Source organism: Alcanivorax sp. REN37 (assembly GCF_041102775.1).
In the GTDB taxonomy this organism is placed as follows: Bacteria; Pseudomonadota; Gammaproteobacteria; order Pseudomonadales; family Alcanivoracaceae; genus Isoalcanivorax; species Isoalcanivorax beigongshangi.
This window is the reverse complement of record NZ_JBGCUO010000001.1, coordinates 1,886,382-1,909,504: the sequence shown is the minus strand read 5'-3', so window position 1 is coordinate 1,909,504 and position 23,123 is coordinate 1,886,382. Positions and strand designations below refer to the sequence as shown.

Genomic DNA, 23,123 nt, shown 5'->3' with positions numbered 1-23,123 from the left:
TGGCTGCGGCTAAGGTGGCGCGGCCTGTGCCATGGGGACGAACATCCAAAGTGCAAGTGAAACCCGATCGGCACGGTGCTATTCTCGCCGACAGTTGATCCACGGCATGGCGTGGCGCCGCAGCGGACGGTACAACTCTCCTCCGGCTGCATCCGTGTCCGGATCAGCGGGTGCACCGTCGCGTCTCACTGTGGGAGAAAACGGCATGATCGACGCCACACTGGTGGAGTTGTCCCGGCTTCAGTTTGCACTGACAGCCATGTACCACTTCCTCTTCGTTCCTCTAACCCTCGGCCTCTCATTCCTGCTTGCCATCATGGAAAGCGTCTATGTCATGACCGGACGCAAGATCTGGCGGGACATGACCAAGTTCTGGGGCACTCTGTTCGGTATCAACTTCGCCATGGGCGTCGCCACCGGCGTGGTGATGGAGTTCCAGTTCGGTACCAACTGGGCGTTCTACAGCCACTATGTCGGTGATATTTTCGGTGCACCGCTGGCGCTTGAAGGCCTGATGGCGTTCTTCCTCGAAGCCACATTGGTGGGCCTGTTCTTCTTCGGTTGGGACAAACTCAGCCGCTTGCAGCACTTGATGGTGACGTGGCTGGTTGCGCTGGGCTCCAACCTGTCGGCGCTGTGGATCCTGATTGCCAACGGCTGGATGCAGAACCCGGTGGGCTCTCTGTTCAATCCAGACACCATGCGCATGGAAGTGACCAACTTCGTCGAGGTGCTGTTCAACCCGGTGGCCCAGGCCAAGTTCGTGCACACGGTGGCCGCTGGCTATGTCACCGGTGCGGTGTTCGTGTTGGCGATCAGCTGCTACTACCTGCTTAAGAACCGTCACACTGACATCGCGCGCCGTTCGTTAGTAGTCGCGGCTTCCTTCGGTCTGGCGTCCGCCATGTCAGTGGTGGTGCTCGGTGACGAGTCTGGCTACGCGATTACCGACAACCAGAAAATGAAGCTGGCGATGATTGAGGGCATGTGGCACACCGAGGACGCACCGGCGTCGTTCACCATCTTCGGCGTGCCTGACCGCGAGGCGCAGACCACCCACTACGAGGTGCGCGTGCCGTGGATGATGGGCCTGATTGCCACCCGCAGTGTGGACAAAGAAATCCCCGGCATCCTCGATCTGCTGAAGCTGTCTGAGCTGCACATCCGTGACGGCTTGGTGGCCTACGACGCGCTGGAGACCTTAAAGCACTCGCCTAACGATCCGGCGGCGCGGCAGGCGTTTTTGGAAAACCAGCAGTACATGGGTTACGCGCTGATGCTCAAGCAGTATACCGCGGACCCGCGTGAGGCCACCGACGCACAAATTTCTGCGGCGGTCTCCGACATGTTGCCGAACGTGGCGGCGCTGTTCTTCGCCTTCCGTTTCATGGTGGCAATCGGTTTCTTCTTCATCCTGGTATTCGGCGCGGCGTTCTACTTCACCTCGCTGCGGCGCACCATTCCACGTTGGGCGCTCCGCGTTGGCGTGCTGCTGCTGCCGCTGCCGTGGATCGCAGCGGAGCTAGGCTGGCTGGTCGCCGAGTACGGTCGGCAGCCGTGGATCATCGAAGGGGTGCTGCCAACCTTCCTCGGTGTAAGTTCGCTCACCGTGACCGATCTGCTGATTTCGCTGGCCGGCTTCATGGTGCTGTACACGGTCTTGGCGGTGATCGAGATCCGCCTGATGATCACCTATATCCGCAAGGGACCGCAGCCTGACCACGACGATGTGGAACAGCGGCCGTCCGTTCTTGTCTCCAGCGACGCCTGAGGAGGGTTGCCATGTTGCTCGATTACGAAACCTTGCGCGTGATCTGGTGGGCCCTGATCGGCATCCTGTTGATCGGTTTTGCGCTCACTGACGGTTTTGACATGGGCGTGGCAGCACTGCTGCCCGCAGTGGCCCGCAACGACGGCCAGCGGCGGCAGGTGATCAACACTGTCGGTCCGGTTTGGGAAGGCAACCAGGTGTGGTTGATCCTCGGCGGCGGTGCCATTTTTGCCGCGTGGCCGGCGCTGTACGCAGTGACTTTTTCCGGTTTCTACTTGGCGATGATCTTGGTGCTGTCGGCGTTCATCCTGCGGCCGGTGGCGTTCAAGTTCCGCTCCAAACGACCGGACGCCGCTTGGCGGGCGCGCTGGGATGCGGTGCTGTGCTATGCCGGGGTGCTGCCGCCGTTGATCTTCGGCGTGGCGCTCGGCAACGTGCTGCAGGGCGTGCCGTTCCACTTCGACACTGACCTGCGCCCGTTCTACACCGGCTCCTTCTTCGGCCTGCTCAACCCGTTCGCACTGCTGTGCGGGTTGGTGGCGCTGTCGATGCTGGTGATGCACGGTGCCACTTATCTGCAGTTGAAAGCGGATGGTGAGCCGATGGAGCGCGCGCGCCGTTACGGTGTTGCGGCGGCGGTGGCGGTGATAGTGCTGTTCGCTGCCGGGGGCATTTGGATCGCCAACATGGACGGTTACCAGCTGTTGACCACCATGGACCCCCACGGCCCCAGCAACCCGCTGCGTAAGGAAATGACGCTGACTGCTGGCTACTGGCTGCAGAACTTCCGCGACATGCCGCTGCTGTGGCTGGCGCCGGCGGCCGGTCTGCTCGGGGCATTGCTGGCGGCGGTCGGTTTGGCCACGCGCCGTGGCGCTTGGAGCTTCATCGGCTCCAAGCTGTCGGTGACCGGCATCATTGCCACCGTCGGCGTGACCATGTTCCCGGTGATCCTGCCGAGCAGCACCCACCCGGCTCACAGTCTGATGGTGTGGGACAGTTCGTCCAGCCACACCACTCTATGGATCATGCTGATCTGCACCGCAATCTTCCTGCCGATCGTGCTGTTCTACACCGCCTGGGTTTACAAGGTGCTGTGGGGCCGCGTGAGCGAATCTGACGTCACCAAAGACATGTACTGAGGAGCTGACGACGATGTGGTATTTCACTTGGGTACTGGGCGTGGGCTTGGCCTGCACCTTTGGCATTCTGAACGCCATGTGGTTCGAGCTGCACGAAGATAGTCAGAAGCGCAAGCTGTCAGCCGAACAGGACTGATCGACTCAGCAACAAAAACGCCGGCTTAATGCCGGCGTTTTTAATGGGCGCGGTTCAGCGTTGGTGAGCGCCGCCGCTGGCCAGCAGCTGATCGATACGCTGTGCATCGAACCCCCAGTCAGCAAGAACGTCGCGGGTGTGGGTGCCCGGCGGCTGTGCCGGCTGTGGTGTGCCGGCGGGGGTCGCAGAGAAGCGCGGCGCCGGGGCCGGCTGGCGCTGGCCGCCAACCTCGACGAAAGCACTGCGGGCTCGGTGGTGCGGGTGATCGGGCATTTCTGCGAGCGACAGCACCGGCGCGAAGCACACATCCGTGCCTTCCAATAATTCGCACCATTGCTCACGGCTGCGGGTCTTAAACAACGCCGTGAGCGCCTGTTTCTGCGCCGGCCAACTGGCGACATCGTTCTGTGCCGCGAACTGGTCGGCCGGCAATTCCAGCAACTGGCACAGCAGCGCATAGAACTGCGGTTCGATGCTGCCGAGGGCAATCCAGTGGCCGTCGGCGGTTTCGTACACCTCGTAATAGGGCGCACCGGAGTCGAGCATGTGAGTGCCGCGCTGGTCGCTGAACAAGCCTTGGTGCTGCAAGTCATGGAACATCGCCATCAGCAGCGAGGTGCCATCGATCATGGCGGCATCAATGACCTGACCCGCGCCCGTGCGTTGGGCGGACAGCAGCGCACACACCATGCCGTAGGCCAGCAACATGCCGCCGCCACCGAAGTCGCCGACCAAATTGAGCGGAATCGCGGGTTTCTCGCCGGCGCGGCCCATGGCGTGCAGCGCGCCGCCGAGCGCAATGTAGTTGATGTCGTGGCCGGCCACCTGCGCCAGCGGGCCTTGCTGACCCCAGCCGGTCATGCGGCCGTAAACCAATTTTGGATTGCGTGCCAAGCAGGCGTCGGGGCCGACGCCAAGACGCTCGGTGACGCCGGGGCGGTAGCCCTCGATCAGGCCGTCGGCGCTTGCTACCAAGTCGAGCAGTGCATCGCGGCCGTCCGCATGCTTCAGGTCCAGCGCAATGCTGCGCCGGTTGCGGAATAACACTCCGTGGCCGATGGCGGCCACCGGGTTGATTTGGGCGCGATCGACGCGGATCACTTCCGCGCCCATGTCCGCCAGCATCATGCCGCAGAACGGCCCCGGGCCGATGCCGGCCAGCTCGATGATGCGGATGCCCGCTAGAGGTCCTGCCATGGTCAGTACTCCTGTGAATCAGCGCAGCAGCGCGCCGAGGGCGCGGCATTGACTGCGGGCGACGGCGGCAATTTGGTTAGCCTCGTCGGTGTAGAGGTCCCCAACCCAAGCCAACTTGCCGTCCATCACTAATTGGACTTCGGTGCGTACGGTGGTGTCGGGGCTGTTGCGCAGGGCGCGGTATTCGCGGGCGCTGGGCATCACTGCGGCGTCATCCAGGTGGCCCTGGTGATTGCCCCAGGGCTGGTCGCTGGGATGTTGTGCTGGGCCGGTGAACAGCGGCGTCACGTCCGCCACCAGCAGTTGGCTGACACCGGCGCCATCGGCCCAGTGTTGTAAGGCGTCGTTATCGTTTTCGTACCAGCCCGGCAGTTGCTGGTGCGCCATCATCACCGTGACGCCAGCGCGTTTCAGCCCCGGCGCGCAGGCTTGCTCCCATTGCCGCCGCACCGCCGGATCCGGAGAACGGGCCGCCAGCAACACAGTGCCGGGCTTGAGGCTTGGGGGCTCAGTGTTGCGGGCGCGGATCTCAGTAGTGCTGGCGCAGCCAGCCAGCAGTGAAACGAGCAGGGCAGGGAGCAGGGCACGGGACAGCATGGGCGTCTCCTTGTGGGCAGGACACGCATTGCACCATGACTGGCCCGCGCTTGCACCCGCCGCGGTCAGCGCTGGGGGAACGGCTCGCTGGCAAAGGCGGTGCGGTTACCGCGTGCCGCCACCACCAGCCGGTATTGTTCCCCAGCAGCCGCCACCGGCGGGTTAAACCATTGCAGCCGGTAGTCGCCGTGGTCGTTGCGTTGTGCCAACAGCGTGATAGCGAGGTCGCCGCTGTCGTCGCCGACACAGCGCTGCCAGGACGCATCGGCGCTGCGACACTCGATGCTGAGTAGTGGCTGGTGCAGAGCCAGCTGGTCCGCGGTTTCGGCGCGCAGTTGCAACGACCAGAACGGCTCCGGCTCAGTGCTGCGATCGTGGAAGTGGGGCGCTTGCAGCCACTGGCGCGTGGCGCTGGTGTCGCGGGTGGCGGGCCAGTAACTGCGGCTGCGCAGGGTGAATGGGCGCTCGAGGTCCAGCTCGGCGACCTCGCCGTGCTGCCACAGGTCTGCTGCTAGGGCTGCGCTGTGACGGGCAATGAAGGGCACCGTGCCGGGCCCATAAAGCGTGTGGCCGCCCTCGTAGTGCTGGATGCTGTATTCCTCCGGTGTGGTGGCGTAGCCGAAATAGCCGGTGGCGAGGCTGGAGATCAACAGCGTCCAATGGCCTTCAGGCAGGACCTCGCTGATTGCCGCTTCCATGCGCCGGCCGGCTTCCAGCGTCACTTCCCAGGGCAGGTTGATCAGCACCAGATCATCGATGCGCGCCACTTGGAACACCGGCCGGAACGGCAGCCGGTCGGCGGGCAAGAGGGTTTGCAGTCGCGACAGCATCCAATGCTTCACGCCTTGGCAGTGGTCGTTAGCCGCGGCGGGTTGTCCCGGGCGGATGAACGGCAGCGAGGAGATCGGGAACACCTCATCGCCGCTGGCAGAGCCGACCACGGCGGCGCCGACAATGCCCCGTTCGCACAGGCCGCCGCGTTGCGACTCACCCAGTGCCAGCAGGTCCAATTCACGGCTGGCCACGGCGGTGTGCTGCGGCACCGCCAATTGGGCACCGAGCGATTCGTACAAGGCGATGGCGGTGTCAGCCAAGCCGTGCCCGATGCGCTCGGCTTCCGGATGGCCGCGGCGCGGGGTGTGCCAGTCCGGCGAGTTGTCGGCATGAGTGCCTTGGAACACCCCGTGTACCGGCGTGAACGGCCCCGGGTGGCGGCTGGCAATGTGCTCGCTGACGCTGCGTGACAGCGCGTGCCAGACGTCGGCATGCCAAGGGCCAGTGAACGGCGGGATGGCAGTGCCGTGGATCGAATAAGAGCTGAACGCGCCGGCGGGGTGGAACTGGCCATCATCGCCTTGCAGATCAACCCGTAGCATGGTCAGCGTCGGGTTCACCGCTTGGTAAGCAAGATCATCGGTGAGCGCCGATTCGGGCATGTCATGGTTGCGCGCCCAAGCGGCCAGCGACCGGTTGCGGGTCCAGCCGCGCACCGTGCTGGTACCTACCGCCAGTTGCACCGGTCGCCGTTCGGCCTGGGCTTGCTGCACCGCCGCGGCAATCCGTTCGGCAAGGAACGCGGTCAGTTCCGCATCAAAACCGGGCAGGTTACTGCCAAAAGTGTTGTAGAAGTCGCTATCCAAATACTGGCCGGGGCCCGCGTGGGTGTGGGTGACCTGCAGCAGCAGCGCATGGGCGGCGACGCCGGTGTCGGCAATGCGGGCCGCTACCTGTCGATGCAGCACCTGCGAGCCGGCGCCCAGATCCAGGGTCACCAGCGCGAGCGGGGTTTGCCCGGGCAGGTGCAGGTAGAGCGCGCGGGCCTTGAGCCGGGTGCGGAAGCCATCCGCCGGCCGTGACCAAGCCGAGAAACCAAACTTGGGGATGCCGATCGGCGGTGTGATATCCACTTCTGCCACGCCCGCCACCGGCACGCTGATGGCCTCCGCCGGCGCCACGTTAACGTGGGGCATCGCCAGAGTTTGGGCCGGGTAGACCACGAATGGCCAGGCGGTGTGCACCAGCCCGGCCAGCGCCGCGACTGTGGTCAGCAACAGCGTCATCAACAAGCCGCGACGCAGGCGGCGGAAACGGACAGGCATCGGTACTCTCATTTATATGGAACGAAGGTGCCGCATTGTGCGCGTCTGGGTGCCGGCACGCTATGGGGCGCCGGCTCCCGCGACGTCGGCGCTGGAGACAATGGCGGCGGTCGGCACTGCAATCAATACGGCGTCCGGCGCGAGTACACTGTCGCTCTGTGCAACCGGGAGGACACAGCATGCAGGGCTATGGTACGCCGCCGTGGCAGGTGGTTCTGGATTTCTGGTTTGCCGATGGGCTGGCCCATCACTGGCCGGCTGACGCAGTGGCTCAGCGCTGGTTCAACGGCGGCGCCGCCTTTGATGATGACATCGAGCGTGAATTCGGCGCGCTGGTGGACGCGGCGCTGATGCAGGAACTGGTGGAGTGGGAAGAGCGCCCGGAAGGCCGCTTGGCGCTGGTGCTGGTGCTCGATCAGTTCACCCGCAATATCCATCGCGGCAGTGCGCAGGCGTTTGCCGGCGATCACCGCGCGCTGACGCTGGTGATGGAAGGGCTAGCCCGTGGCATGGATCTGCAGCTGCCGCCACTGGGGCGGGCGTTTTTCTATATGCCGCTCATGCACGCCGAAGATGCCGATATTCAAGCCATCAGCGTGGCTCGTTTTGCTGCGTTGGAGCCGGAGGTGCCGGCGGCGGTGGCGGAGCATTATGCGGTGTTCAGCCACTTTGCTCGGGATCATGCGGAAGTGATCGCCAAATTTGGTCGTTTCCCGCACCGCAATGAGGTGTTTGGGCGTGAGACCAGCGCAGCAGAACAGGCGTATTTGGAAACTGCCAACCGCTACGGGCAATGACTGACAGCGGCCGCCATGGGGTGGCCGCTACCGAACTCAGACTAGCGCTGCCACCGCCTGCAACAGGCGCTGGCGCAGCGCCGGCGTCAGGCCAGCGGCCAACAACGGCTGCTGTGCCGCCAACAGCGCCTCGCAGCGCTCCAGTGCCGGTTGGTTGCTGCCCCCGGTCATGGCCCGTGACAGCTCACCCAACTGCCACTGCATGCGTTCCGCGCGTGCCTCCTCCGGTGACGGCACCTCTGCGGTCACCTCAATGGCAATCACCAATTCACGCAATGCGGCGCTGTCATCGTCCCGGTCAGGTAGAGCCTCCAACTGGGTGCGCAACGCCTCGCGCCGGGCCAGCTGCGGCAGTGCGGCCAGCAATGTCTGGGCGGCGCGGCGGCCGCGCTCGCGGCGCCCATGCAGCGGACCTTCGCGACGCGGTGCAGGCAACGCGTCCACTGCGGTGAGCGCGGCGCGCACGTTGGCTTCGGTGGGCGCGGCAAGGCAGCTGTCGAGGTGATCCAGGGCGGCACGTAGGGCGTGTTGCTGACTGTCTTGGGTGGCGCGCAGCGCTTGGCGCTGTTCATCCCGGCGCTGGAACAGCTGGTCACAGGCGCTGCGGAAACGTTTGTGGAGGCCACGGTACTGGCGTGGGTGCACCCAGCCGGCCTGCTTCCACTGCCGTTGGAGTGGCTTCACCTGCTCGGCGGCGTCGCGCACATCGGCATTGGCCAGCAGCGCTTCTACGGCGGCGCACTGTTGTTCCAGCAGCGCGGCGTGGGTGTTGCTGGCCTGCTCCAGACGCTGGTCGAGCGCTTTGAGCAGTTGGCTGAAGCGGCGGTTGACGGGGCGTGCGTCGTTGAAACGCACCGGTTCCAGCGCGCGAAACTCGGCTGGCGCCTGGCGGCGGATCAGGAACAATGCCGGCCAATCCGTCTCGCTGTGCTCAGCTTGCGCCGCCAGCAGTGCCTCCAATTGATCGCACAGCGCTGCACGGGCCGCCAATTGGTGGCTGCGCAGTGCGTCAAGCTCATCGAAATGTACTTGGCAGGGCGCGTAAGCGCGGTCGGAAGCGGTTTTGAAACGTTCCCACAGCGCCTGGTCGGCGTCTTGGTCGGAAGACATCAGTGCGCGCCACTGTTCGTGCAGGGCCTGGATTGCGGAGGCTTGTTCCTCGGCATCCAGCGGTGCATCGGCCAGTTGCTCCATGGTGTCGCACAGCTCGATTTTCTTCGGCTCAGCAGCAAACGCATGCCAGTCGCGTAGCTCGTCGCGTTCCGGCTGCAGGCGCTCCAAGCGGGCTTGGCGGCTCGCATCGGGCTGTTCCGCCAGCAGTGCCTCCAGACGCTGCCAGAGGCGGTTGGCCTGGCGCAGGTTGCGTTGCTGCAACGCCCGCTGCAATTGGCCGAGGGCCTGATCGATCTGCTGTTGGTGGGCGCTGCGGGTCGGTCGGTCGGCGGCCATCGAGGCTGAGGTGTCGACCACCGCCACTGCCGGCGGTTGCACCCGCTTTGCCAATTGCTGCAGCAGCGTTGGCTGTGGCAGGTGCTGCGGCCAGCGGGTGAGCCAGGCCTCCACTGTGGCGCGAGACTGCTCTGGCAGTTCCGCCGTGTCATCCAGCAGCGCTTGCAGTGCCGGGGCGTCCGCTTGCAGGTCAGACAGCAGTGCCAAGCGCTCGCCGAGAGCGGCGATCAGTGTGGTGAAGCGCTCGGCATCGGCGGTCGCAACCGGATGCAAGGCGGCGAGCGCGTCCCAATGGCGCTGTTGCAGTGTTTGTGCCGCATAGAAGCTGCCCAGTGCTTGGGTGAGTGGCGCCTCATCCAAACTGCGGCAGAGCGTGACCAGCTCGGCGAGCACGGTCTGCTGCTCCTGCGCGGCGCGCAGAGCGGCCTGTTCGGCCGCCAGCGCGGCTTCGGCTGCCGCCATCACCGCATCGCAAGCCTCCACGGCACTGCGGAAGGCACTGTATTCGGCTTCCTCGGCGCCGTCGGCGGCGTCAATCCACTGTTGCTGCAACTGCGTCAGACGCGGGCGGTACAGGCTGTCGAGCGGCCGATGGCGGTGTTGCTGCAGTTCGCGGGTGACGGCGCTGCGCACCGCGCTGCGTTCTTCGGCAGCCTGCTGGGCTTGGTTAAGCCGGCGGCTTTGTTCCCGCGCCCATTGCTGCACGCGCTTGTCGCGGCTGTCTTTGATCAGGCGGCGCAGCAGGTTGCTGTCACTGAGGCGTTGGGCGGCGGCCAGTCGCAGAGCCGCATCCGGTGCCTGTAACGCCAGTTCCAGCAGGCTGTCGCCGTGCTCGATGCGGCTCAGCGCTAGCAGACGCAGTTCGCTGTCAGGGCTGTGCTGCACCACGCCCAGCAGAGTGGGCAGGTGGTCGGTGTGGGTGACGAGGTGTTTGCGTACTTCCAACGCTGGACTGCCGGCGGCGGTGCCGGCAAGCAGTGACTGCAGTTGCTGTCGGGCGGCGTCAGCGATGCTGTGGTCGGGGTCGGCGGTGAGGGTGTCGAGGGTGCCGAGCTCGGTGACGGCGGCAATGGCCGCTAGACGTACTTCCACGGCAGGGTCGCTGCTAGCCAGCTGGCTGAGGATGCGTTGGTGCTCAGCATCGCTGGGCGCGAGTTCGGCCACCGCGCGCAGTCGTTGCGCAGCCTGTTTGTGTTGCCAGCGGGGTTTGAAAAAGTGACCAAGCATGGGGACATCCTCTCCAGCCCTTGAGGGCCATGGGTGGCACAACGCGACGCGTCGGAAATGTGCGCAGCCAGCGCCGCGCCTGCCGGTAGGGGCAGGCGCTCATGATAGCGCTTGGGAGAGGGGGGGGAAGGGGTCAGGCGGAACGGTTTTGTCGCGCTTCGATGAGTGCGTCTTTTTCCGCCCACATGTCACTGATCCAAGCTTGGAAACGGGCACGGAATTCGGCATCGCCGTCGTAGTCGCCCTGCGCGGCCCACGCGGGGATCGGCCGCTGCACCACAATCACTTCCACCTTGCTCATGGCGCCGCCAAGGAAGGCGGTCAGGGTGCGCGGGCGGTTACGTGGATAGAGGATGGTCACATCCAGCAGCGTGCCCAGTTTGCCGCCCATGGCATGCAGTGCGAACGCGGTGCCGCCGGCTTTGGGTTTGAGCAGGTGGCGATAGGGCGATTGCTGCTGGTCATGTTTGGCTTGATCGAAGCGCGTGCCCTCGAAGAAGTTCATCACCGAGGTCGGGAAATGAGCGAACTTGGCGCAGGCACGGCGGGTGGCTTCCAGATCCTGATGGCGCAACTCCGGGTTCTTTTCCAATTCCGCGCGGCTGTGGCGCTGCATGAACGGGAAGTCCAGCGCCCACCAAGCGTGCCCCAACACCGGCACCTTGATCAGGTCTTGCTTGAGAAAAAATTTCAGCATTGGGATGCGGCGGTTGAACACCCGCTGCAGTACCAAGATATCGGCCCAGGATTGGTGGTTGGCGGTGACCAGGTACCAGTCCTTTTTCGACAGACCTTCCGCACCTTCCAGTGTCACCGGGGTTAGGCTGATTACCGTGATGATGGCGTTGTTGATGCTCATCCAAGTTTCAGCAATCGCCACCAGCGCACGCGACAGCGTGACTTGTGCGCGCGGTGAGCGCAGCGCCAGTTTCACCAGCGTCAGCAGGTAAAGGGGGATGCACAGCAACACCGTGTTGATGGCGATAAGCGTCAGCGCGAGGCCGGCCCGGATAGCGTGAAGTACATTCATAGACAGTTGTATATAAATGGCAGGGAGGGCAATCCTAGCCCAATCAAGGGGCACCTGTCGTGCCCAATCGCCGCCCCGGTTGGTCAGCGCTGCCAGTGATTGAGCAATGCTGTCATTGGCCACCTGCGGGGGGCTGCCTATGCTGGCGGTCCGCTGATGGGGACGGAGAAGCCGCCAAATGAAAGGACCACTTGAGAGCCTGAAAGTACTGGATTTCACCAGCCTACTGCCGGGGCCATTCGGCACCCTGATACTGGCCGATCTTGGCGCCGAAGTGGTGCGGGTGGAGTCGCCCACGCGGCCGGATTTGGTGCGGGCGCTGCCGCCGTTCACTGACGGTGTGTCGGCGGTACATGCCCACCTCAATCGCTCCAAGCGCTCGCTGGCGCTGGACCTGAAGCAGCCGGATGCGGTGGCGGTGATCCAGCGCATGGTGCAGGACTACGACATCGTGGTGGAGCAATTCCGCCCCGGGGTGATGGACCGGCTCGGGGTCGGTTACCAGGCGCTGCGTGAGCACAACCCACGGCTGATCTATTGCGCGATCACCGGCTATGGTCAGACCGGCCCGTACCGCGACCGTGCTGGCCACGACCTCAACTATCTGGCGCTGTCCGGCATCACGTCCTACAACGGCCGTGCCGAGCAAGGGCCGGCGCCGATGGCCTGCCAGGTGGCAGATGTGGCCGGCGGTTCCTGCCATGCGGTGATGGCGATCCTGGCGGCGGTGATCCACCGCGACCGGACCGGCGAGGGGCAATTCATTGATATTTCGATGACGGATGCGGCGTTTAGCCTGCATGCCCTGACTGCCGCCTCGGCGTTGGTGGGCGGCAGCGACCCAGCGCTGGAGGGTACTCAGCTCAACGGCGGCTCGTTCTACGATTGCTATGCCACCGCCGATGGCCGCTGGCTGTCGGTGGCGGGTTTGGAGCCCCAGTTCTTTGCCCGTTTCTGTCAGGTGATCGAGCGCCCGGAGCTGGCCGGGCGCGGCTTGGCGATGGCGCCGGACATGGTCGCCGAGGTGAAGGCAGAGATCAGCGCCGCGTTGAAGCAGCGCACGTTGGCGCAATGGCTGGACCGGTTTGCCGAGGTCGACGCCTGCGTGGAGCCGGTACTGACGGTCAGCGAGGCTGCCGCTCATCCGCAGCTGGTGGCGCGGGAAATGGTGGTGGATGTGCCGCAGGGCGCTGGCCATCAGGCGCAGGTGGCGTCGCCGTTCCGCTTCTCTGCCACCGCGCCGCAGTACCGTTTTGCCGGGGGCGCACTGGGTGCAGACACGACGGCGGTGTTGGCGGAACTGGGCTACAGCGAGGACCAGATCACATCCCTGCGCAACACCGGTGCCGCGCAATAAAATTTTGCGCGATGCCACAGCCGAGCGGCTATGCTGTGGCGTTTCGGCATCTGGGAATCTGAGTGGCGGCAGCATTGCGGGGGACAACGGGTGGGGCAACTGGCACCGCGGGCACGGTTGGCAGCCGGCGCTGGCGCCGGGGGCTGTGGGTGTTGCTGTGCATGCTGTCGGCACCGGTGCTGGCCGCGCATGACTGCCCGGACTGTGCCACCGACCCGTTGCCGGACCCGGAAGGCTGGGTGCGCGACACCGACGGCGCCATGGTGGTGGAGATCGAGGACGACGGTGGCCTGTACCGCGTGCCGTTGGACTGTGATCCCTGGACCGGCAACCAACGCCTGAAGTGGATTGACCGCACCCACTACAAGTTTTCCCGCGGCCTGTGCTGGCCAACCCAATGGCTGGACGGCGTGTTCGGCGACGCCGACGATCAGGCGCGCAAGACCGGCGGCACCACGGTGCGGGTAGTGGTGCAGGAACACGCTCGCGAAGCCGAAGGCGTGGAAGGCGACGTACGCTTCCGGGTCCGCGCCCACCTGCCGGCGCTAGAGCACCGGCTCAGTTTGGTGTTTTCCAGCGACCGCGACTTCAGCGATGACAACGCCGGTCTCAATACCATCGAAGACATCACGCCCACCGGTGATCGCAACCGCGCCCGCGCTGGGCTGCGCTGGGTAGCGCGCCAAGCCAGCAACATGGATTTGGATTTCGATGTGGGCCTGCAAAGCCGGCTCAAGCTGTATAGCCGAGTGCGTTATCGCTTCTTCGCGCCGATCAGCGAAAACTGGTCTTGGCGTGTCACCGAAACCGTGGACTGGCGTGACGAGCGCGGTTTCCGCTCTCGTTCCGTAGTGGATTTCGACCGACCGATGGGCCGCCACCAGTTGCTGCGCTTCTCGTCGTTCGCCGAAACCAGCCGCGAGCGCGACCGTGATGGCATTGGCTGGGCGTGGCAACAGAGTGCTGCCTTGGCGCGTGAGCTGAATCAGCGCGCGGCCATCCGCTACCTGGTCAGCGCGGATGGTCACACCGAGCCGACCACGCGAGTGGACAATTATCGGGTGGGGGCCACTTACCGGCGCAATATCTGGCGGCCGTGGGTGTTCTTCGAGCTGGAGCCGTATGTGGCGTGGCCGCGCGAGCGCCGCTACGACACCACTTTTGGTGGTGTCGTGCGGGTGGAGACGTTGTTCGGGATCCGCTGAGGCTTACACCCAGCTGTTGCGCTGGCGGCTGGCGCGAGACTTGAAGTACCAGCCCAATGCCACGCCGCTGAACACCGTCAGCAGGGCGAACAGCCAACCGCGGTAGGTGCGGTCGTTACGCAGCAGAGAATTCTCGGCACGCACTTGATCCAGCTCGGTGCGCAGCAGGCTCAGCTCTTCATTCAACTTGCGGTTGGCTTGGTCTAGGCGCAGCGGATCAGCGGCTACTTGCTGCAACTGCTCCATGGCTTGGTTGCGCTCGCTCAGTGAATCGTTGAGTGAGCGCTTGTCGGTGGCCAGCGCATCGCGTTCGCGGGTCATGTCGGTGAGTTGCTGGCGCAGGGTTTGGTGGCTGGCTTCCAGTTCCTTCGCGCGTTGTTGGGCTTTTTCCAGCAGTTGGCGGGCGATCGGCTCGCGGCTCATGTACTGCGCCTCGACCCAGCCGTCCACACCACTGCCCCGGATATGTACCCAATCGGCGCCACTATCCCATTGCAGGATTTCCACCTGGGCACCGGAGCGCAGACCGCGATGGACGATGCGGAAGCCGTTGCCGGCGCCGGCCCGCACCGGCACATAAATAGTGTCGCCGATCCAGCCGGTGGCGGCCTGGGCCGGAGCCGGGCTGGCGAAGGTCAGCGCCAAGGCCGCAGCGGCGCCGCAGGCAAGCAAAGGAAAGCGCATGGTCGGAACTCCTAGAAACGGTGGCGCAGTGTAGGAAATCGAACGACGGGGTGACATGACCGTCATCACATCAGGGCAGCGTCTTGCGGAACGGTTTCACCGTCACCCGCGCATAGACCCCGGCAGCCAGATAGGGATCGGCGTCGGCCCAGGCTTGGGCGGCCGCCAAATGGTCGAACTCGGCGATGATAATCGAGCCGGTGAAACCAGCCGGGCCGGGATCTTCACTGTCGATCGCCGGGCAGGGGCCGGCTACCAGCAGCCGGCCGGCCTGTTGCAGCGCTTGCAGTCGAGCCAGATGTTCAGGACGGGCGGCCAGACGGGCCGCCAGCGTATCGGGAGCGTCCTCGCAGAGGATGGCGTAGAACATGGGAAACCTCGGTCAGGATTGCGGCGGGCGCCGCTCTTCGAACAGGCGTGCGCGCTCATCCGCCGGCAGGCGTTTGTAGATCCAGGCGAACAAGCCGATATAGAAGCCGAAGTTCAGTACCGTGAAGCCGATCAATTTGAAATTGACCCAGAAGTCGGTGCTGAAGCGGTAGGCCACATAGATATTGAGGAAGGCGAGCAGCGAGAAATAGCCGATCAGCGCGCAATTGAGCCAACGCCAATCACCGCTGGTCAGCGGTACCACGCGGCCGAGGCTGCTGATCATCATGCGTTCGCTGAGCCGTTGCAGCAGCGACCGTTCGCGCAGCAGCAGACCGCCCAACAGCACCGTGGCCAGCACGCCGTAAATAACAGTTGGCCGCCACTTGATGAACACGTCGTCGTGCAGCACCAGCGTCAGGCCACCGAATACCAAGGTGATGGCAAACACCAGCAAGTGCAGTCGTTCGACCTTGCGCCACACCAGCCAGCCGGCAACGATTTGCACCGCACTGGCCACCAAGATGCCCCAAGTCGCGGGGTAAATATCCCGCCCAGTGGCGAAATACACCACGAAGAACACCACCACGGGGAGGTAGTCGAACAGCTTTTTCATGCCGGCTCCGAAACGATTCGGTGTTCGATGGTAATGGAAGGCCCCGGCGGAGAACAGCGTGTCCATGTTATGCTGCGCCGCCCGAACCGCTGACGTGCCGCCCATGACGCTCCGTTACGATCTCCATTGCCACAGTCTTGCCTCCGACGGTGCCTTGTCCCCGGCGGCCTTGGTGGCGCGTGCGGCAGAGCAGGGCGTGCAGCTGTTGGCGCTGACCGACCACGACACGCTGGCCGGGTTGCCGGAGGCGCGGGCCGCTGCCCAGCAGCATGGGGTTACGCTGGTGCCGGGCATTGAGCTGTCGGTGGATTGGCAGGGTCGCGAGCTGCACCTGGTGGGGCTCGATATGGACCCAGAGCACCCGGCTATGCGGGCGCTGGTGGCCAGTCAGCAACAGGCCCGTGAAACCCGTGCCCGCCAGATCGGCGCGCGGCTCGACCGCGCCGCCGGTATGGCATTGAGCTATGACAAGGCAGCGGCGCTGGCTGGCACGCCGGCGCCGGGGCGGCCGTGGTTTGCGCGCATGTTGGTGACGGAAGGGAAAGTGCGCGATGAAGCGCACGCCTTCAATCGTTTCCTCAAGCAAGGCCAGGCGGCGTTCGTGCGCACGCCCTGGGCGTCGCTCACTGAAGCGGTCACGGTGGTGCGGGAGGCCGGCGGCGTGGCGGCCATTGCTCACCCGGTGCGCTACGGGCTGACGCGGCGCAAGCTGCGCCAGTTGCTGGCTGAGTTTTGTGACGCCGGTGGCCAAGCGTTGGAAGTGGCGCTGCCGCGTATGAGCCCGCCGCAGCAACAACTGATGGTGGAGTGCCTGCGTGATTTCCCGCTACACGCCTCCGGTGGGTCTGACTTCCATACTCCGGCGCAGCTGTGGCTGGAGCTGGGCCGGGTGCCGCCGTTCCCACCCGGTGTGCAGCCGGTGTGGGAGCTGTTCCGTACCCCGCTACCGGCCGCTGCCGCTGTTCCACCGGTGACGGCAGCGCCATAATTCTGCTTATCGTCCGGCGCAGTGCGGCGGCGTTCCAACGGTCTGCGAGGAGCCGATCATGACCAAGGTACTGCACATCCATCCGGAAACCCCCCAGCCGCGCTTGGTGCGCGAAGCGGTTGAAGTGCTACGCGGCGGCGGACTGATTGCTTACCCCACCGACACCACCTATGCGCTGGGCTGCGGCATCGGCGAGAAAGCCGCATTGGATCGACTGGTGCGCTTGCGCCGGCTGGATGACAAGCACCAGTTCACGTTGTTGTGCCAGGACCTGTCGGCGCTGGCGCCCTATGCCAAGGTGGAGAACTCTGACTATCGGCTGCTGAAAGCGCACACGCCGGGGGCTTACACCTGGATCCTGCGTGGCACCAACGAAGTGCCGCGCCGGCTGATGCACCCGAAGAAGCGCACCATCGGTATTCGGGTGCCGGAACATGTCATCTGCCAAGCGCTGCTGGCGGAGATGGGCGAACCGATCATGACGTCCACGCTGCTGCTGCCGGGTGATGAGTACCCGCTCACCGATCCGGTGGACATCCGCAACGTGTTGGATGGTCATGTGGACCTGATCATTGATGGCGGCTTTGGCGGCATGACCGAAACTTCGGTGATCTCACTGGCCGATGGCACTGGCCCGGAAGTGATCCGTGCCGGCGCCGGCGCGCTCGACAGCATCCACTGACCGAGGACCCATGGGTTTCCAGCCGCCGCGTCCATGGCATCGACCGGCGGTCTGCCGCTATACTTGCGCCTTTCTTATCCTGTTGTTTCCAGACGTACGAATCGGGAGTCGGTTTTGAGCTCAGTGGTGTCTTCGCAGCGCGTGTTGTCGGGCATGCGTCCTACCGGACGTTTGCATCTTGGCCATTACCACGGCGTGCTGAAAAACTGGGTGCGGTTGCAGCATGAGTACGAGTGCTTCTTCTTTGTCGCTGACTGGCATGCGCTGACCACCGATTATGAATCGCCGGAAAATATCCAGCGCAACGTCTGGGACATGGTGATTGATTGGCTGGCGGCCGGGGTGAACCCGAACGCGGCCACGCTGTTTGTGCAGTCGCAGGTGCCGGAACACGCGGAGCTGCATCTGCTGATGTCGATGATGACCCCGCTCGGCTGGCTGGAGCGGGTGCCGACCTACAAGGACCAGATCGAGAAGCTGCGCGAGAAGGACCTGTCCACTTACGGCTTCCTTGGCTATCCGCTGTTGATGGCGTCCGACATCCTGATCTACCGCGCCGGCTATGTGCCGGTGGGGGCGGACCAGACCTCGCACGTGGAGATCACCCGCGAGCTGGCGCGCCGCTTCAACCATCTGTACGGCCGTGAGCCGGGCTTCGAAGAAGCGGTGGCCGGGGCGCTGCGCAAGATGGGCAAGAAGCAGGCGCGCATCTACCAAGACAACCGCCGTAAATTCCTTGAGCAGGGCGATGAAGATGCGCTGGCGGTGGCCCAAGCGTTGGTGCGCGAACAGGCCAACATCACGCTTGGCGATCGCGAGCGACTGCTGGGCGACCTTGAGGGTGGCGGCAAAGTGATTTTGCCGGAGCCGCAGGCACTGTTCACGCCGGCATCGAAAATGCCAGGTCTGGACGGCCAGAAGATGTCGAAGTCTTACGGCAACTTCATCAGCTTGCGCGAAGAACCGGATTCGATTGCTGACAAGCTCAAGCGCATGCCCACCGACCCGGCGCGGGTGCGCCGTACCGATCCCGGCAATCCGGAGCGCTGCCCGGTGTATCAGCTGCACGAGGTGTACACCGACGACCAAACGCGCGCGTGGGTGCGTGAAGGATGTACCTCTGCCAGCATCGGCTGCCTGGATTGTAAGAAGCCGGTGATCGACGCAGTGCAGGCCGAACTGGAGCCGATTCGCCGCCGTGCCGAAGAACACGAGCGTGATCCGGACTTGGTGCGCAGCATCGTCAAGGCCGGCAGCGAAGACGCCCGCGAGGCGGCCCGTGCCACCCTGGTGGAGGTTCGCTCCGCCATGGGTCTGCAGTACCGCTGAGCCGTGCCGTGAGCGACCTTCCGCAGCAGGAACTGGACGCTCTCCCGGCCGCCGAAGCGGCGGTGGCTGAGGCGCCGCGCCAAGGTGAAATGCCGTTCGGGCTGGTCTATGGCCAGGCCATCACCAAGCTGCCAGACGATTTGTACATTCCGCCCGACGCGCTGGAGGTGTTTCTCGAGGCGTTTGAAGGGCCGCTGGATTTACTGCTGTACCTGATCAAGCGCCAGAATCTGGACATCCTCGATGTGCCGGTGGCGCAGATCACCACCCAGTACATGGAATACGTCGAGCTGATGAAGTCGATGAACTTCGAGCTGGCGGCCGAGTACTTGGTGATGGCCGCGCTGCTGGGCGAGATCAAGTCGCGGATGCTGCTGCCGCGACCGAAGGCCGATGAGGACGACGAAGGCGAAGACCCGCGCGCAGAATTGATTCGCCGGTTGCAAGAATACGAACGCTTCAAGAAGGCGGCGGAGAACATTGACGCCTTGCCGCGCTTAGAGCGGGATATTTTCATCGCCGACGCGCGCCGACCAGAGTACAGTCGCGCGCGGCCGGAGCCGGATGTGGACCTGCGCGAATTGCTGTTGGCGTTCAAAGACGTGCTGCATCGTGCGGACCTGTTCGAGAGTCACACCATCTCGCGTGAGAAGCTGTCTACCCGCGAGCGCATGGGCATCGTGCTCGATACCCTGCGTGATCGTGAGTTTATGCCGTTTGTGGCACTGTTTCCGTTTGAGGAAGGGCGCGCCGGCGTGGTGGTGACCTTCTTGGCGGTGCTGGAGTTGGTCAAAAGTGGGCTGATCGAACTGATCCAGCACGATGCTTACAGTCCGATTCACGTCAAGGCACGCACTGTGGTGCTGGAGCCGGGCGACGATCACGACGAGGCGGCAGAACAGGATACCGGCGAGAGCGTGTACGAACCGGAGCCGGAACCAGAACAAGCCCCGCTGCTCATTGACGAGGAGCTGGAGCAGGAATTGGAACAGGGCCTGTGGCCCGAGGATGACGGCCTGATTTAAGGCCGTTCGGTTACTCAGCGAGGGAGGCCGCGGTGGAAGCGGAGCAGATCAAGCGCATTATCGAAGCCGCCATTTTTGCTGCTGACGCGCCGTTGGATCGCGATGCGCTGCTGATCCTGTTCGATGAGGCCGAGCGGCCGGACCGCACCACGCTGAGCAAGGCGTTGGAAGCATTGGCTGAAGACTACGCCGAGCGTGGCGTGGAATTGCGTGAAGTCAGCTCCGGCTTCCGCTTCCAGGTGCGCAAGGAAATGGGCCCGTGGGTCAGCCGCCTGTGGCAGGAAAAAGCGCCGCGTTACAGTCGCGCGATCCTCGAAACTTTGGCGCTGATGGCCTATCGGCAACCGATCACACGCGGTGAAATTGAAGACATCCGCGGCGTGGCGGTGAGCACCCAGATCGTCAAGACCCTGCTGGAGCGGGGCTGGGCGCGGGTGGTGGGTCACCGTGATGTACCGGGACGGCCGGCGATGTATGCCACCACCCGGCAGTTTCTGGATTATTTTGATTTGAAAAGCCTCGAGGATCTACCGCCACTGGCGGAGATCAAGGATCTGGACAAGCTCAACCAAGAGCTGCCACTGGACGATCGCCCTGACGGGATCGGTTCTGCTGAGGGTCTCGACGGCAATGACGGCGCTGCAGGGGAATCAGGAGAAGGGCCACAGAGCCTGTCCGGTTTCCCGGAACTGGAAGACGATGTCGACATCGACGAGTCCGATTTGCTGGACATGGACAAGGTAGACGCGCTGCTGGCGGATTTCGACGCCCAGTACCGTCGCAAGCCTTCGTCGCCGGAGGAGGCCATTGAAGCGGCAGGCATACCGCCCACCGCTGGAGCCGATCAAGAGCATGAGTGAAAAACTGCAGAAAGTCCTGGCCCGTACTGGGTTGGGCTCCCGTCGTGAGCTGGAAACCTGGATCAGCGCAGGACGGGTTTCCGTCAATGGCAAGATCGCGACCCTGGGTGACCGGGTCGAAGCAGAGGATGTAATTCGCGTGGATGGGCATATTGTCCGCACCCAGGACGCTGAAGAAGTAGAGCGTCGGGTGATCATGTACCACAAGCCGGCCGGGGAGGTGTGCTCACGCAACGACCCGGAAGGCCGACCGACCGTGTTCGACAACCTGCCGCGCCTCAAGGGCACCCGTTGGGTGCAGGTTGGGCGGTTGGACATCAACACCTCCGGTCTGTTGCTGTTCACTACCGATGGCGAATTGGCACATCGGCTGATGCACCCGTCCAATGGTTTCGTGCGCGAGTACGCGGTGCGAGTCCATGGTGAACTGACCGATGCCAAGCGCCAGGCGATGCTGGATGGCGTGGCGCTGGAAGACGGTCCGTCGAAGTTCCAGAGCATCACCGATGCCGGTGGCGCTGAGGAAGGCAGCAACCGTTGGTACCGGGTCTCCCTGGTGGGTGGTAAGTACCGCGAAGTGCGGCGTCTGTTTGCCTCCCAGGAGCTGGAAGTGGCGCGTCTGATCCGTATCCGTTTCGGTGACCTGACGCTGCCGCCGCAGCTGCGCACCGGCCGATGGATGGACCTCACTGCTGAGGACATGCAGAAGCTGGCGGAGAAAGTGGACCTGAAGGGCAAGCAGTACACCGGGCTTTACGGCCGGGCACGGCTGCGCACCCGTCGCGCCGAGGCGGCACCGCCGCGCAAGGCACGACGCGGGCCTTACCGCCGCTGACTGTCCACATCCATGGCCCGGCTTTGCCGGGCCATGTCGCATTTGGGCGGAATTTAACAGCAGCGCCGGCGGCGATGCCCTAGGGTTCAGCGTCGACCTGCTGTTGAAGGAGGACGCCATGACTCGCCTGACGGCGCTGCTGTTGCTGCTGATTGCAATACCGCTGGCTGCTGCCCGCCCGACCATTGACGCTCATTTGCATCACGTTAACTTCCTGCATGACAGCGATGGTTTGGAGACGCTGCTCGACGCCATGGACGCGGCCGATATCGAAGCGGCGGTGGTACTCGGCCTGCCGGTCACCAAAAAGTGGGAAGAAGACGCCCCACGTGAGCCGCGCTATTACATGGGCGATGAAGCGCCGGTGTATTACTACAGCGCCGCTGATCCGCTACTAATCGCTGCGCTTGATGCGTTGCCTGCCGCCCAGCAGCGGCGGCTGTACCCCTTCATGTCCGGCTTCAATCCCACGGACTTGAATGCGGTGGAACATGTGCGGCGCATGATCGAGGCGTACCCGAACCGCTGGCAGGGGATCGGTGAGATCCTCACCCGCCACGATGACCTGACCGCGCTGACCGACGGCGAGACCGCCCGCGCCAACCATCCGGCGTTGATCGCGGTATACCGGCTAGCGGCGCAGCACGATCTGCCGGTGCTGCTGCATAGCAATCTGACGTCCAAGCGTGAGCGCAGTTTCATTTACCTGTCGGAGCTGGAAGAGGCGCTGGCGGCGGCGCCGGATACCCGATTCATCTGGGCCCATGCCGGCACCAGCGCCGAGATCCACCGCCACCAAGGAGCGCTGCCGAAGTTGGGTGAGACGGTGGAGCAGTTGCTCAAACGCTATCCGAACCTATACGTGGACCTGTCCTGGACAGTGCTGGAGCCCTATCTGCTGGATCAGGAAGGGCGACCCGACCCGGACTGGGTGGCGCTGGTCAGCCGCTGGCCGCAACGTTTCGTGATCGGTTCCGATGTGGTGGGGCGGTTCGGTAATCTGGGCAACATCATGCACAGCTTCGAGCCGTTCTTGGCGGCGCTCCCGTCGGCGGTGGCCGATCGGGTGGCGCGCAAGAATGTGCAGGCACTGCTGCCGGGGCAGGCCGCAATGCCGTTGGACGATTAGCGAATCAGCGACATGAATTCTGCGCGCGTGGCGCTGGATTCACGGAAGGTGCCGAGCATCACCGAGGTGGTGGTGGCGGAGCGCTGCTTCTCCACACCGCGCATCATCATGCACAGGTGCTGGGCTTCGATCACCACGCCAACGCCACGGGCGTCGGTGATGTCTTGGATGGCCTGCGCCACTTGCAGTGTGAGGTTTTCCTGAATCTGCAGGCGGCGGGCGTAGACGTCCAGCACGCGGGCGAATTTTGATAACCCCAGCACTTTGCCGCGTGGCAGATAGGCAATGTGGCAGGTGCCGAAGAACGGCAGCATGTGGTGTTCGCACAGCGAGTAGAACTCGATGTTCTTCACCAACACCATTTCGTCATTGTCGGAGCTGAACACGGCACCATTGACCACGTCTTCGACGCGTTGATGCTGTCCTTGGGTGAGAAACTGCATGGCTTTTGCCACCCGCTTAGGGGTGTCGAGCAGCCCCTCGCGGCCGGGGTCTTCGCCGAGTTGGCTGAGCACACTGCGGTAAAGATCGGAAAGCGGTTCGGTCATGGGGCCACCTTGTGTCGGAGAGATGAAAACAAGGCAGTCAATGATACGGGA

Annotated in this window: 22 protein-coding genes; 13 read left to right on the top strand and 9 right to left on the bottom strand. The window is 64.0% G+C overall.

Annotation, left to right across the window (positions count from 1 at the left end; translation table 11 throughout):
* The first annotated feature begins 205 nt into the window (after nucleotides 1-205).
* Genes AB5I84_RS08640 through cydX form a run of 3 tightly spaced genes read left to right on the top strand, consistent with a single transcriptional unit; the run spans nucleotide 206 to nucleotide 3,049 of the window.
* On the top strand, nucleotides 206-1,771 hold the full coding sequence (locus AB5I84_RS08640) for a cytochrome ubiquinol oxidase subunit I (protein ID WP_369455452.1): 1,566 nt from the start codon (nucleotides 206-208) through the stop codon (nucleotides 1,769-1,771).
* Between the two features lie 11 nt (nucleotides 1,772-1,782).
* Complete coding sequence (gene cydB / locus AB5I84_RS08635) at nucleotides 1,783-2,913, top strand: cytochrome d ubiquinol oxidase subunit II (protein ID WP_369455451.1); 1,131 nt, start codon at nucleotides 1,783-1,785, stop codon at nucleotides 2,911-2,913.
* A 13-nt stretch (nucleotides 2,914-2,926) separates the two neighbouring features.
* Nucleotides 2,927-3,049, top strand: coding sequence for a cytochrome bd-I oxidase subunit CydX (gene cydX / locus AB5I84_RS08630; RefSeq protein WP_369455450.1), 123 nt, complete (start codon nucleotides 2,927-2,929; stop codon nucleotides 3,047-3,049).
* Nucleotides 3,050-3,103: 54 nt separating this feature from the next.
* On the opposite strand, the gene AB5I84_RS08625 is transcribed toward cydX, so the two are convergent.
* The 3 genes from AB5I84_RS08625 to AB5I84_RS08615 all read right to left on the bottom strand — a co-directional run bounded on the left by AB5I84_RS08625 (nucleotide 3,104) and on the right by AB5I84_RS08615 (nucleotide 6,942).
* Nucleotides 3,104-4,246, bottom strand: coding sequence for a CaiB/BaiF CoA transferase family protein (locus AB5I84_RS08625; protein WP_369455449.1), 1,143 nt, complete (start codon nucleotides 4,244-4,246; stop codon nucleotides 3,104-3,106).
* A gap of 18 nt (nucleotides 4,247-4,264) precedes the next feature.
* Nucleotides 4,265-4,843: a hypothetical protein gene (locus AB5I84_RS08620; RefSeq protein ID WP_369455448.1), complete on the bottom strand. Its 579-nt coding sequence runs from the start codon at nucleotides 4,841-4,843 to the stop codon at nucleotides 4,265-4,267.
* Nucleotides 4,844-4,908: 65 nt separating this feature from the next.
* Nucleotides 4,909-6,942, bottom strand: a complete 2,034-nt coding sequence (locus tag AB5I84_RS08615) for a neutral/alkaline non-lysosomal ceramidase N-terminal domain-containing protein (protein WP_369455447.1) — start codon at nucleotides 6,940-6,942, stop codon at nucleotides 4,909-4,911.
* Between the two features lie 179 nt (nucleotides 6,943-7,121).
* Between AB5I84_RS08615 and AB5I84_RS08610 the strand changes: the two genes are divergently transcribed.
* Nucleotides 7,122-7,739 (top strand): DUF924 family protein, encoded by a 618-nt coding sequence (locus AB5I84_RS08610; protein ID WP_369455446.1) that lies wholly within the window; start codon nucleotides 7,122-7,124, stop codon nucleotides 7,737-7,739.
* A gap of 36 nt (nucleotides 7,740-7,775) precedes the next feature.
* Here AB5I84_RS08610 and AB5I84_RS08605 read toward each other — a convergent pair whose 3' ends face one another.
* Both AB5I84_RS08605 and yihG read right to left on the bottom strand, forming a co-directional pair.
* Nucleotides 7,776-10,415 carry a DUF349 domain-containing protein gene (locus AB5I84_RS08605; protein ID WP_369455445.1) on the bottom strand — a complete coding sequence of 880 codons (2,640 nt, stop codon included), beginning with the start codon at nucleotides 10,413-10,415 and terminating at the stop codon, nucleotides 7,776-7,778.
* 133 nt (nucleotides 10,416-10,548) lie between these two features.
* Complete coding sequence (gene yihG, locus AB5I84_RS08600; RefSeq protein ID WP_369455444.1) at nucleotides 10,549-11,445, bottom strand: 1-acylglycerol-3-phosphate O-acyltransferase, YihG family; 897 nt, start codon at nucleotides 11,443-11,445, stop codon at nucleotides 10,549-10,551.
* Nucleotides 11,446-11,623: 178 nt separating this feature from the next.
* On the opposite strand from yihG, the gene AB5I84_RS08595 reads away from it, so the two are divergent.
* Together AB5I84_RS08595 and AB5I84_RS08590 are read left to right on the top strand one after the other, a co-directional pair.
* Nucleotides 11,624-12,802 (top strand): CaiB/BaiF CoA transferase family protein, encoded by a 1,179-nt coding sequence (locus AB5I84_RS08595; RefSeq protein WP_369455443.1) that lies wholly within the window; start codon nucleotides 11,624-11,626, stop codon nucleotides 12,800-12,802.
* Between the two features lie 149 nt (nucleotides 12,803-12,951).
* On the top strand, nucleotides 12,952-14,007 hold the full coding sequence (locus AB5I84_RS08590) for a hypothetical protein (protein WP_369455442.1): 1,056 nt from the start codon (nucleotides 12,952-12,954) through the stop codon (nucleotides 14,005-14,007).
* 3 nt (nucleotides 14,008-14,010) lie between these two features.
* On the opposite strand, the gene AB5I84_RS08585 is transcribed toward AB5I84_RS08590, so the two are convergent.
* From AB5I84_RS08585 to AB5I84_RS08575, 3 genes are all read right to left on the bottom strand, one after another.
* The gene (locus AB5I84_RS08585) at nucleotides 14,011-14,691 is read right to left on the bottom strand and encodes a TIGR04211 family SH3 domain-containing protein (protein ID WP_369455441.1); all 681 of its coding nucleotides are present in this window, start codon (nucleotides 14,689-14,691) and stop codon (nucleotides 14,011-14,013) included.
* A 70-nt stretch (nucleotides 14,692-14,761) separates the two neighbouring features.
* Entirely contained in the window at nucleotides 14,762-15,061 is a 300-nt protein-coding gene (locus AB5I84_RS08580; RefSeq protein WP_369455440.1) for a YciI family protein, read from the bottom strand.
* A gap of 12 nt (nucleotides 15,062-15,073) precedes the next feature.
* The gene (locus AB5I84_RS08575) at nucleotides 15,074-15,676 is read right to left on the bottom strand and encodes an inner membrane-spanning protein YciB (protein ID WP_369455439.1); all 603 of its coding nucleotides are present in this window, start codon (nucleotides 15,674-15,676) and stop codon (nucleotides 15,074-15,076) included.
* Nucleotides 15,677-15,779: 103 nt separating this feature from the next.
* Between AB5I84_RS08575 and AB5I84_RS08570 the strand changes: the two genes are divergently transcribed.
* The 7 genes from AB5I84_RS08570 (at nucleotide 15,780) to AB5I84_RS08540 (ending at nucleotide 22,524) form a co-directional block, all read left to right on the top strand.
* The gene (locus tag AB5I84_RS08570) at nucleotides 15,780-16,664 is read left to right on the top strand and encodes a PHP domain-containing protein (RefSeq protein WP_369455438.1); all 885 of its coding nucleotides are present in this window, start codon (nucleotides 15,780-15,782) and stop codon (nucleotides 16,662-16,664) included.
* A gap of 58 nt (nucleotides 16,665-16,722) precedes the next feature.
* The gene (locus AB5I84_RS08565) at nucleotides 16,723-17,346 is read left to right on the top strand and encodes an L-threonylcarbamoyladenylate synthase (RefSeq protein WP_369455437.1); all 624 of its coding nucleotides are present in this window, start codon (nucleotides 16,723-16,725) and stop codon (nucleotides 17,344-17,346) included.
* A 114-nt stretch (nucleotides 17,347-17,460) separates the two neighbouring features.
* Nucleotides 17,461-18,675 carry a tryptophan--tRNA ligase gene (locus AB5I84_RS08560; RefSeq protein ID WP_369455436.1) on the top strand — a complete coding sequence of 405 codons (1,215 nt, stop codon included), beginning with the start codon at nucleotides 17,461-17,463 and terminating at the stop codon, nucleotides 18,673-18,675.
* Nucleotides 18,676-18,683: 8 nt separating this feature from the next.
* Nucleotides 18,684-19,700, top strand: a complete 1,017-nt coding sequence (locus AB5I84_RS08555; protein WP_439650197.1) for a segregation and condensation protein A — start codon at nucleotides 18,684-18,686, stop codon at nucleotides 19,698-19,700.
* 32 nt (nucleotides 19,701-19,732) lie between these two features.
* Nucleotides 19,733-20,560 (top strand): SMC-Scp complex subunit ScpB, encoded by an 828-nt coding sequence (gene scpB, locus AB5I84_RS08550; protein WP_369455435.1) that lies wholly within the window; start codon nucleotides 19,733-19,735, stop codon nucleotides 20,558-20,560.
* A complete protein-coding gene (rluB, locus tag AB5I84_RS08545) occupies nucleotides 20,553-21,395 on the top strand; it encodes a 23S rRNA pseudouridine(2605) synthase RluB (protein WP_369455434.1) in 843 nt (280 codons plus the stop codon). Before scpB ends, rluB begins: the two co-directional genes overlap by 8 nt.
* A gap of 118 nt (nucleotides 21,396-21,513) precedes the next feature.
* The gene (locus AB5I84_RS08540) at nucleotides 21,514-22,524 is read left to right on the top strand and encodes an amidohydrolase family protein (protein WP_369455433.1); all 1,011 of its coding nucleotides are present in this window, start codon (nucleotides 21,514-21,516) and stop codon (nucleotides 22,522-22,524) included.
* Here the strand turns inward: AB5I84_RS08540 and folE are convergent.
* Nucleotides 22,521-23,072, bottom strand: a complete 552-nt coding sequence (folE, locus tag AB5I84_RS08535; protein ID WP_369455432.1) for a GTP cyclohydrolase I FolE — start codon at nucleotides 23,070-23,072, stop codon at nucleotides 22,521-22,523. The genes AB5I84_RS08540 and folE overlap by 4 nt on opposite strands.
* Nucleotides 23,073-23,123 lie beyond the last annotated feature (51 nt).

Coding starts and splice junctions, on each gene's coding strand:
- AB5I84_RS08640 (WP_369455452.1), top strand. CDS start 206: ATGATCGACGCCACACTGGTGGAGTTGTCCCGGCTTCAGTTTGCACTG.
- cydB (WP_369455451.1), top strand. CDS start 1,783: ATGTTGCTCGATTACGAAACCTTGCGCGTGATCTGGTGGGCCCTGATC.
- cydX (WP_369455450.1), top strand. CDS start 2,927: ATGTGGTATTTCACTTGGGTACTGGGCGTGGGCTTGGCCTGCACCTTT.
- AB5I84_RS08625 (WP_369455449.1), bottom strand. CDS start 4,246: ATGGCAGGACCTCTAGCGGGCATCCGCATCATCGAGCTGGCCGGCATC.
- AB5I84_RS08620 (WP_369455448.1), bottom strand. CDS start 4,843: ATGCTGTCCCGTGCCCTGCTCCCTGCCCTGCTCGTTTCACTGCTGGCT.
- AB5I84_RS08615 (WP_369455447.1), bottom strand. CDS start 6,942: ATGCCTGTCCGTTTCCGCCGCCTGCGTCGCGGCTTGTTGATGACGCTG.
- AB5I84_RS08610 (WP_369455446.1), top strand. CDS start 7,122: ATGCAGGGCTATGGTACGCCGCCGTGGCAGGTGGTTCTGGATTTCTGG.
- AB5I84_RS08605 (WP_369455445.1), bottom strand. CDS start 10,415: ATGCTTGGTCACTTTTTCAAACCCCGCTGGCAACACAAACAGGCTGCG.
- yihG (WP_369455444.1), bottom strand. CDS start 11,445: ATGAATGTACTTCACGCTATCCGGGCCGGCCTCGCGCTGACGCTTATC.
- AB5I84_RS08595 (WP_369455443.1), top strand. CDS start 11,624: ATGAAAGGACCACTTGAGAGCCTGAAAGTACTGGATTTCACCAGCCTA.
- AB5I84_RS08585 (WP_369455441.1), bottom strand. CDS start 14,691: ATGCGCTTTCCTTTGCTTGCCTGCGGCGCCGCTGCGGCCTTGGCGCTG.
- AB5I84_RS08580 (WP_369455440.1), bottom strand. CDS start 15,061: ATGTTCTACGCCATCCTCTGCGAGGACGCTCCCGATACGCTGGCGGCC.
- AB5I84_RS08575 (WP_369455439.1), bottom strand. CDS start 15,676: ATGAAAAAGCTGTTCGACTACCTCCCCGTGGTGGTGTTCTTCGTGGTG.
- AB5I84_RS08570 (WP_369455438.1), top strand. CDS start 15,780: ATGACGCTCCGTTACGATCTCCATTGCCACAGTCTTGCCTCCGACGGT.
- AB5I84_RS08565 (WP_369455437.1), top strand. CDS start 16,723: ATGACCAAGGTACTGCACATCCATCCGGAAACCCCCCAGCCGCGCTTG.
- rluB (WP_369455434.1), top strand. CDS start 20,553: ATGAGTGAAAAACTGCAGAAAGTCCTGGCCCGTACTGGGTTGGGCTCC.
- AB5I84_RS08540 (WP_369455433.1), top strand. CDS start 21,514: ATGACTCGCCTGACGGCGCTGCTGTTGCTGCTGATTGCAATACCGCTG.
- folE (WP_369455432.1), bottom strand. CDS start 23,072: ATGACCGAACCGCTTTCCGATCTTTACCGCAGTGTGCTCAGCCAACTC.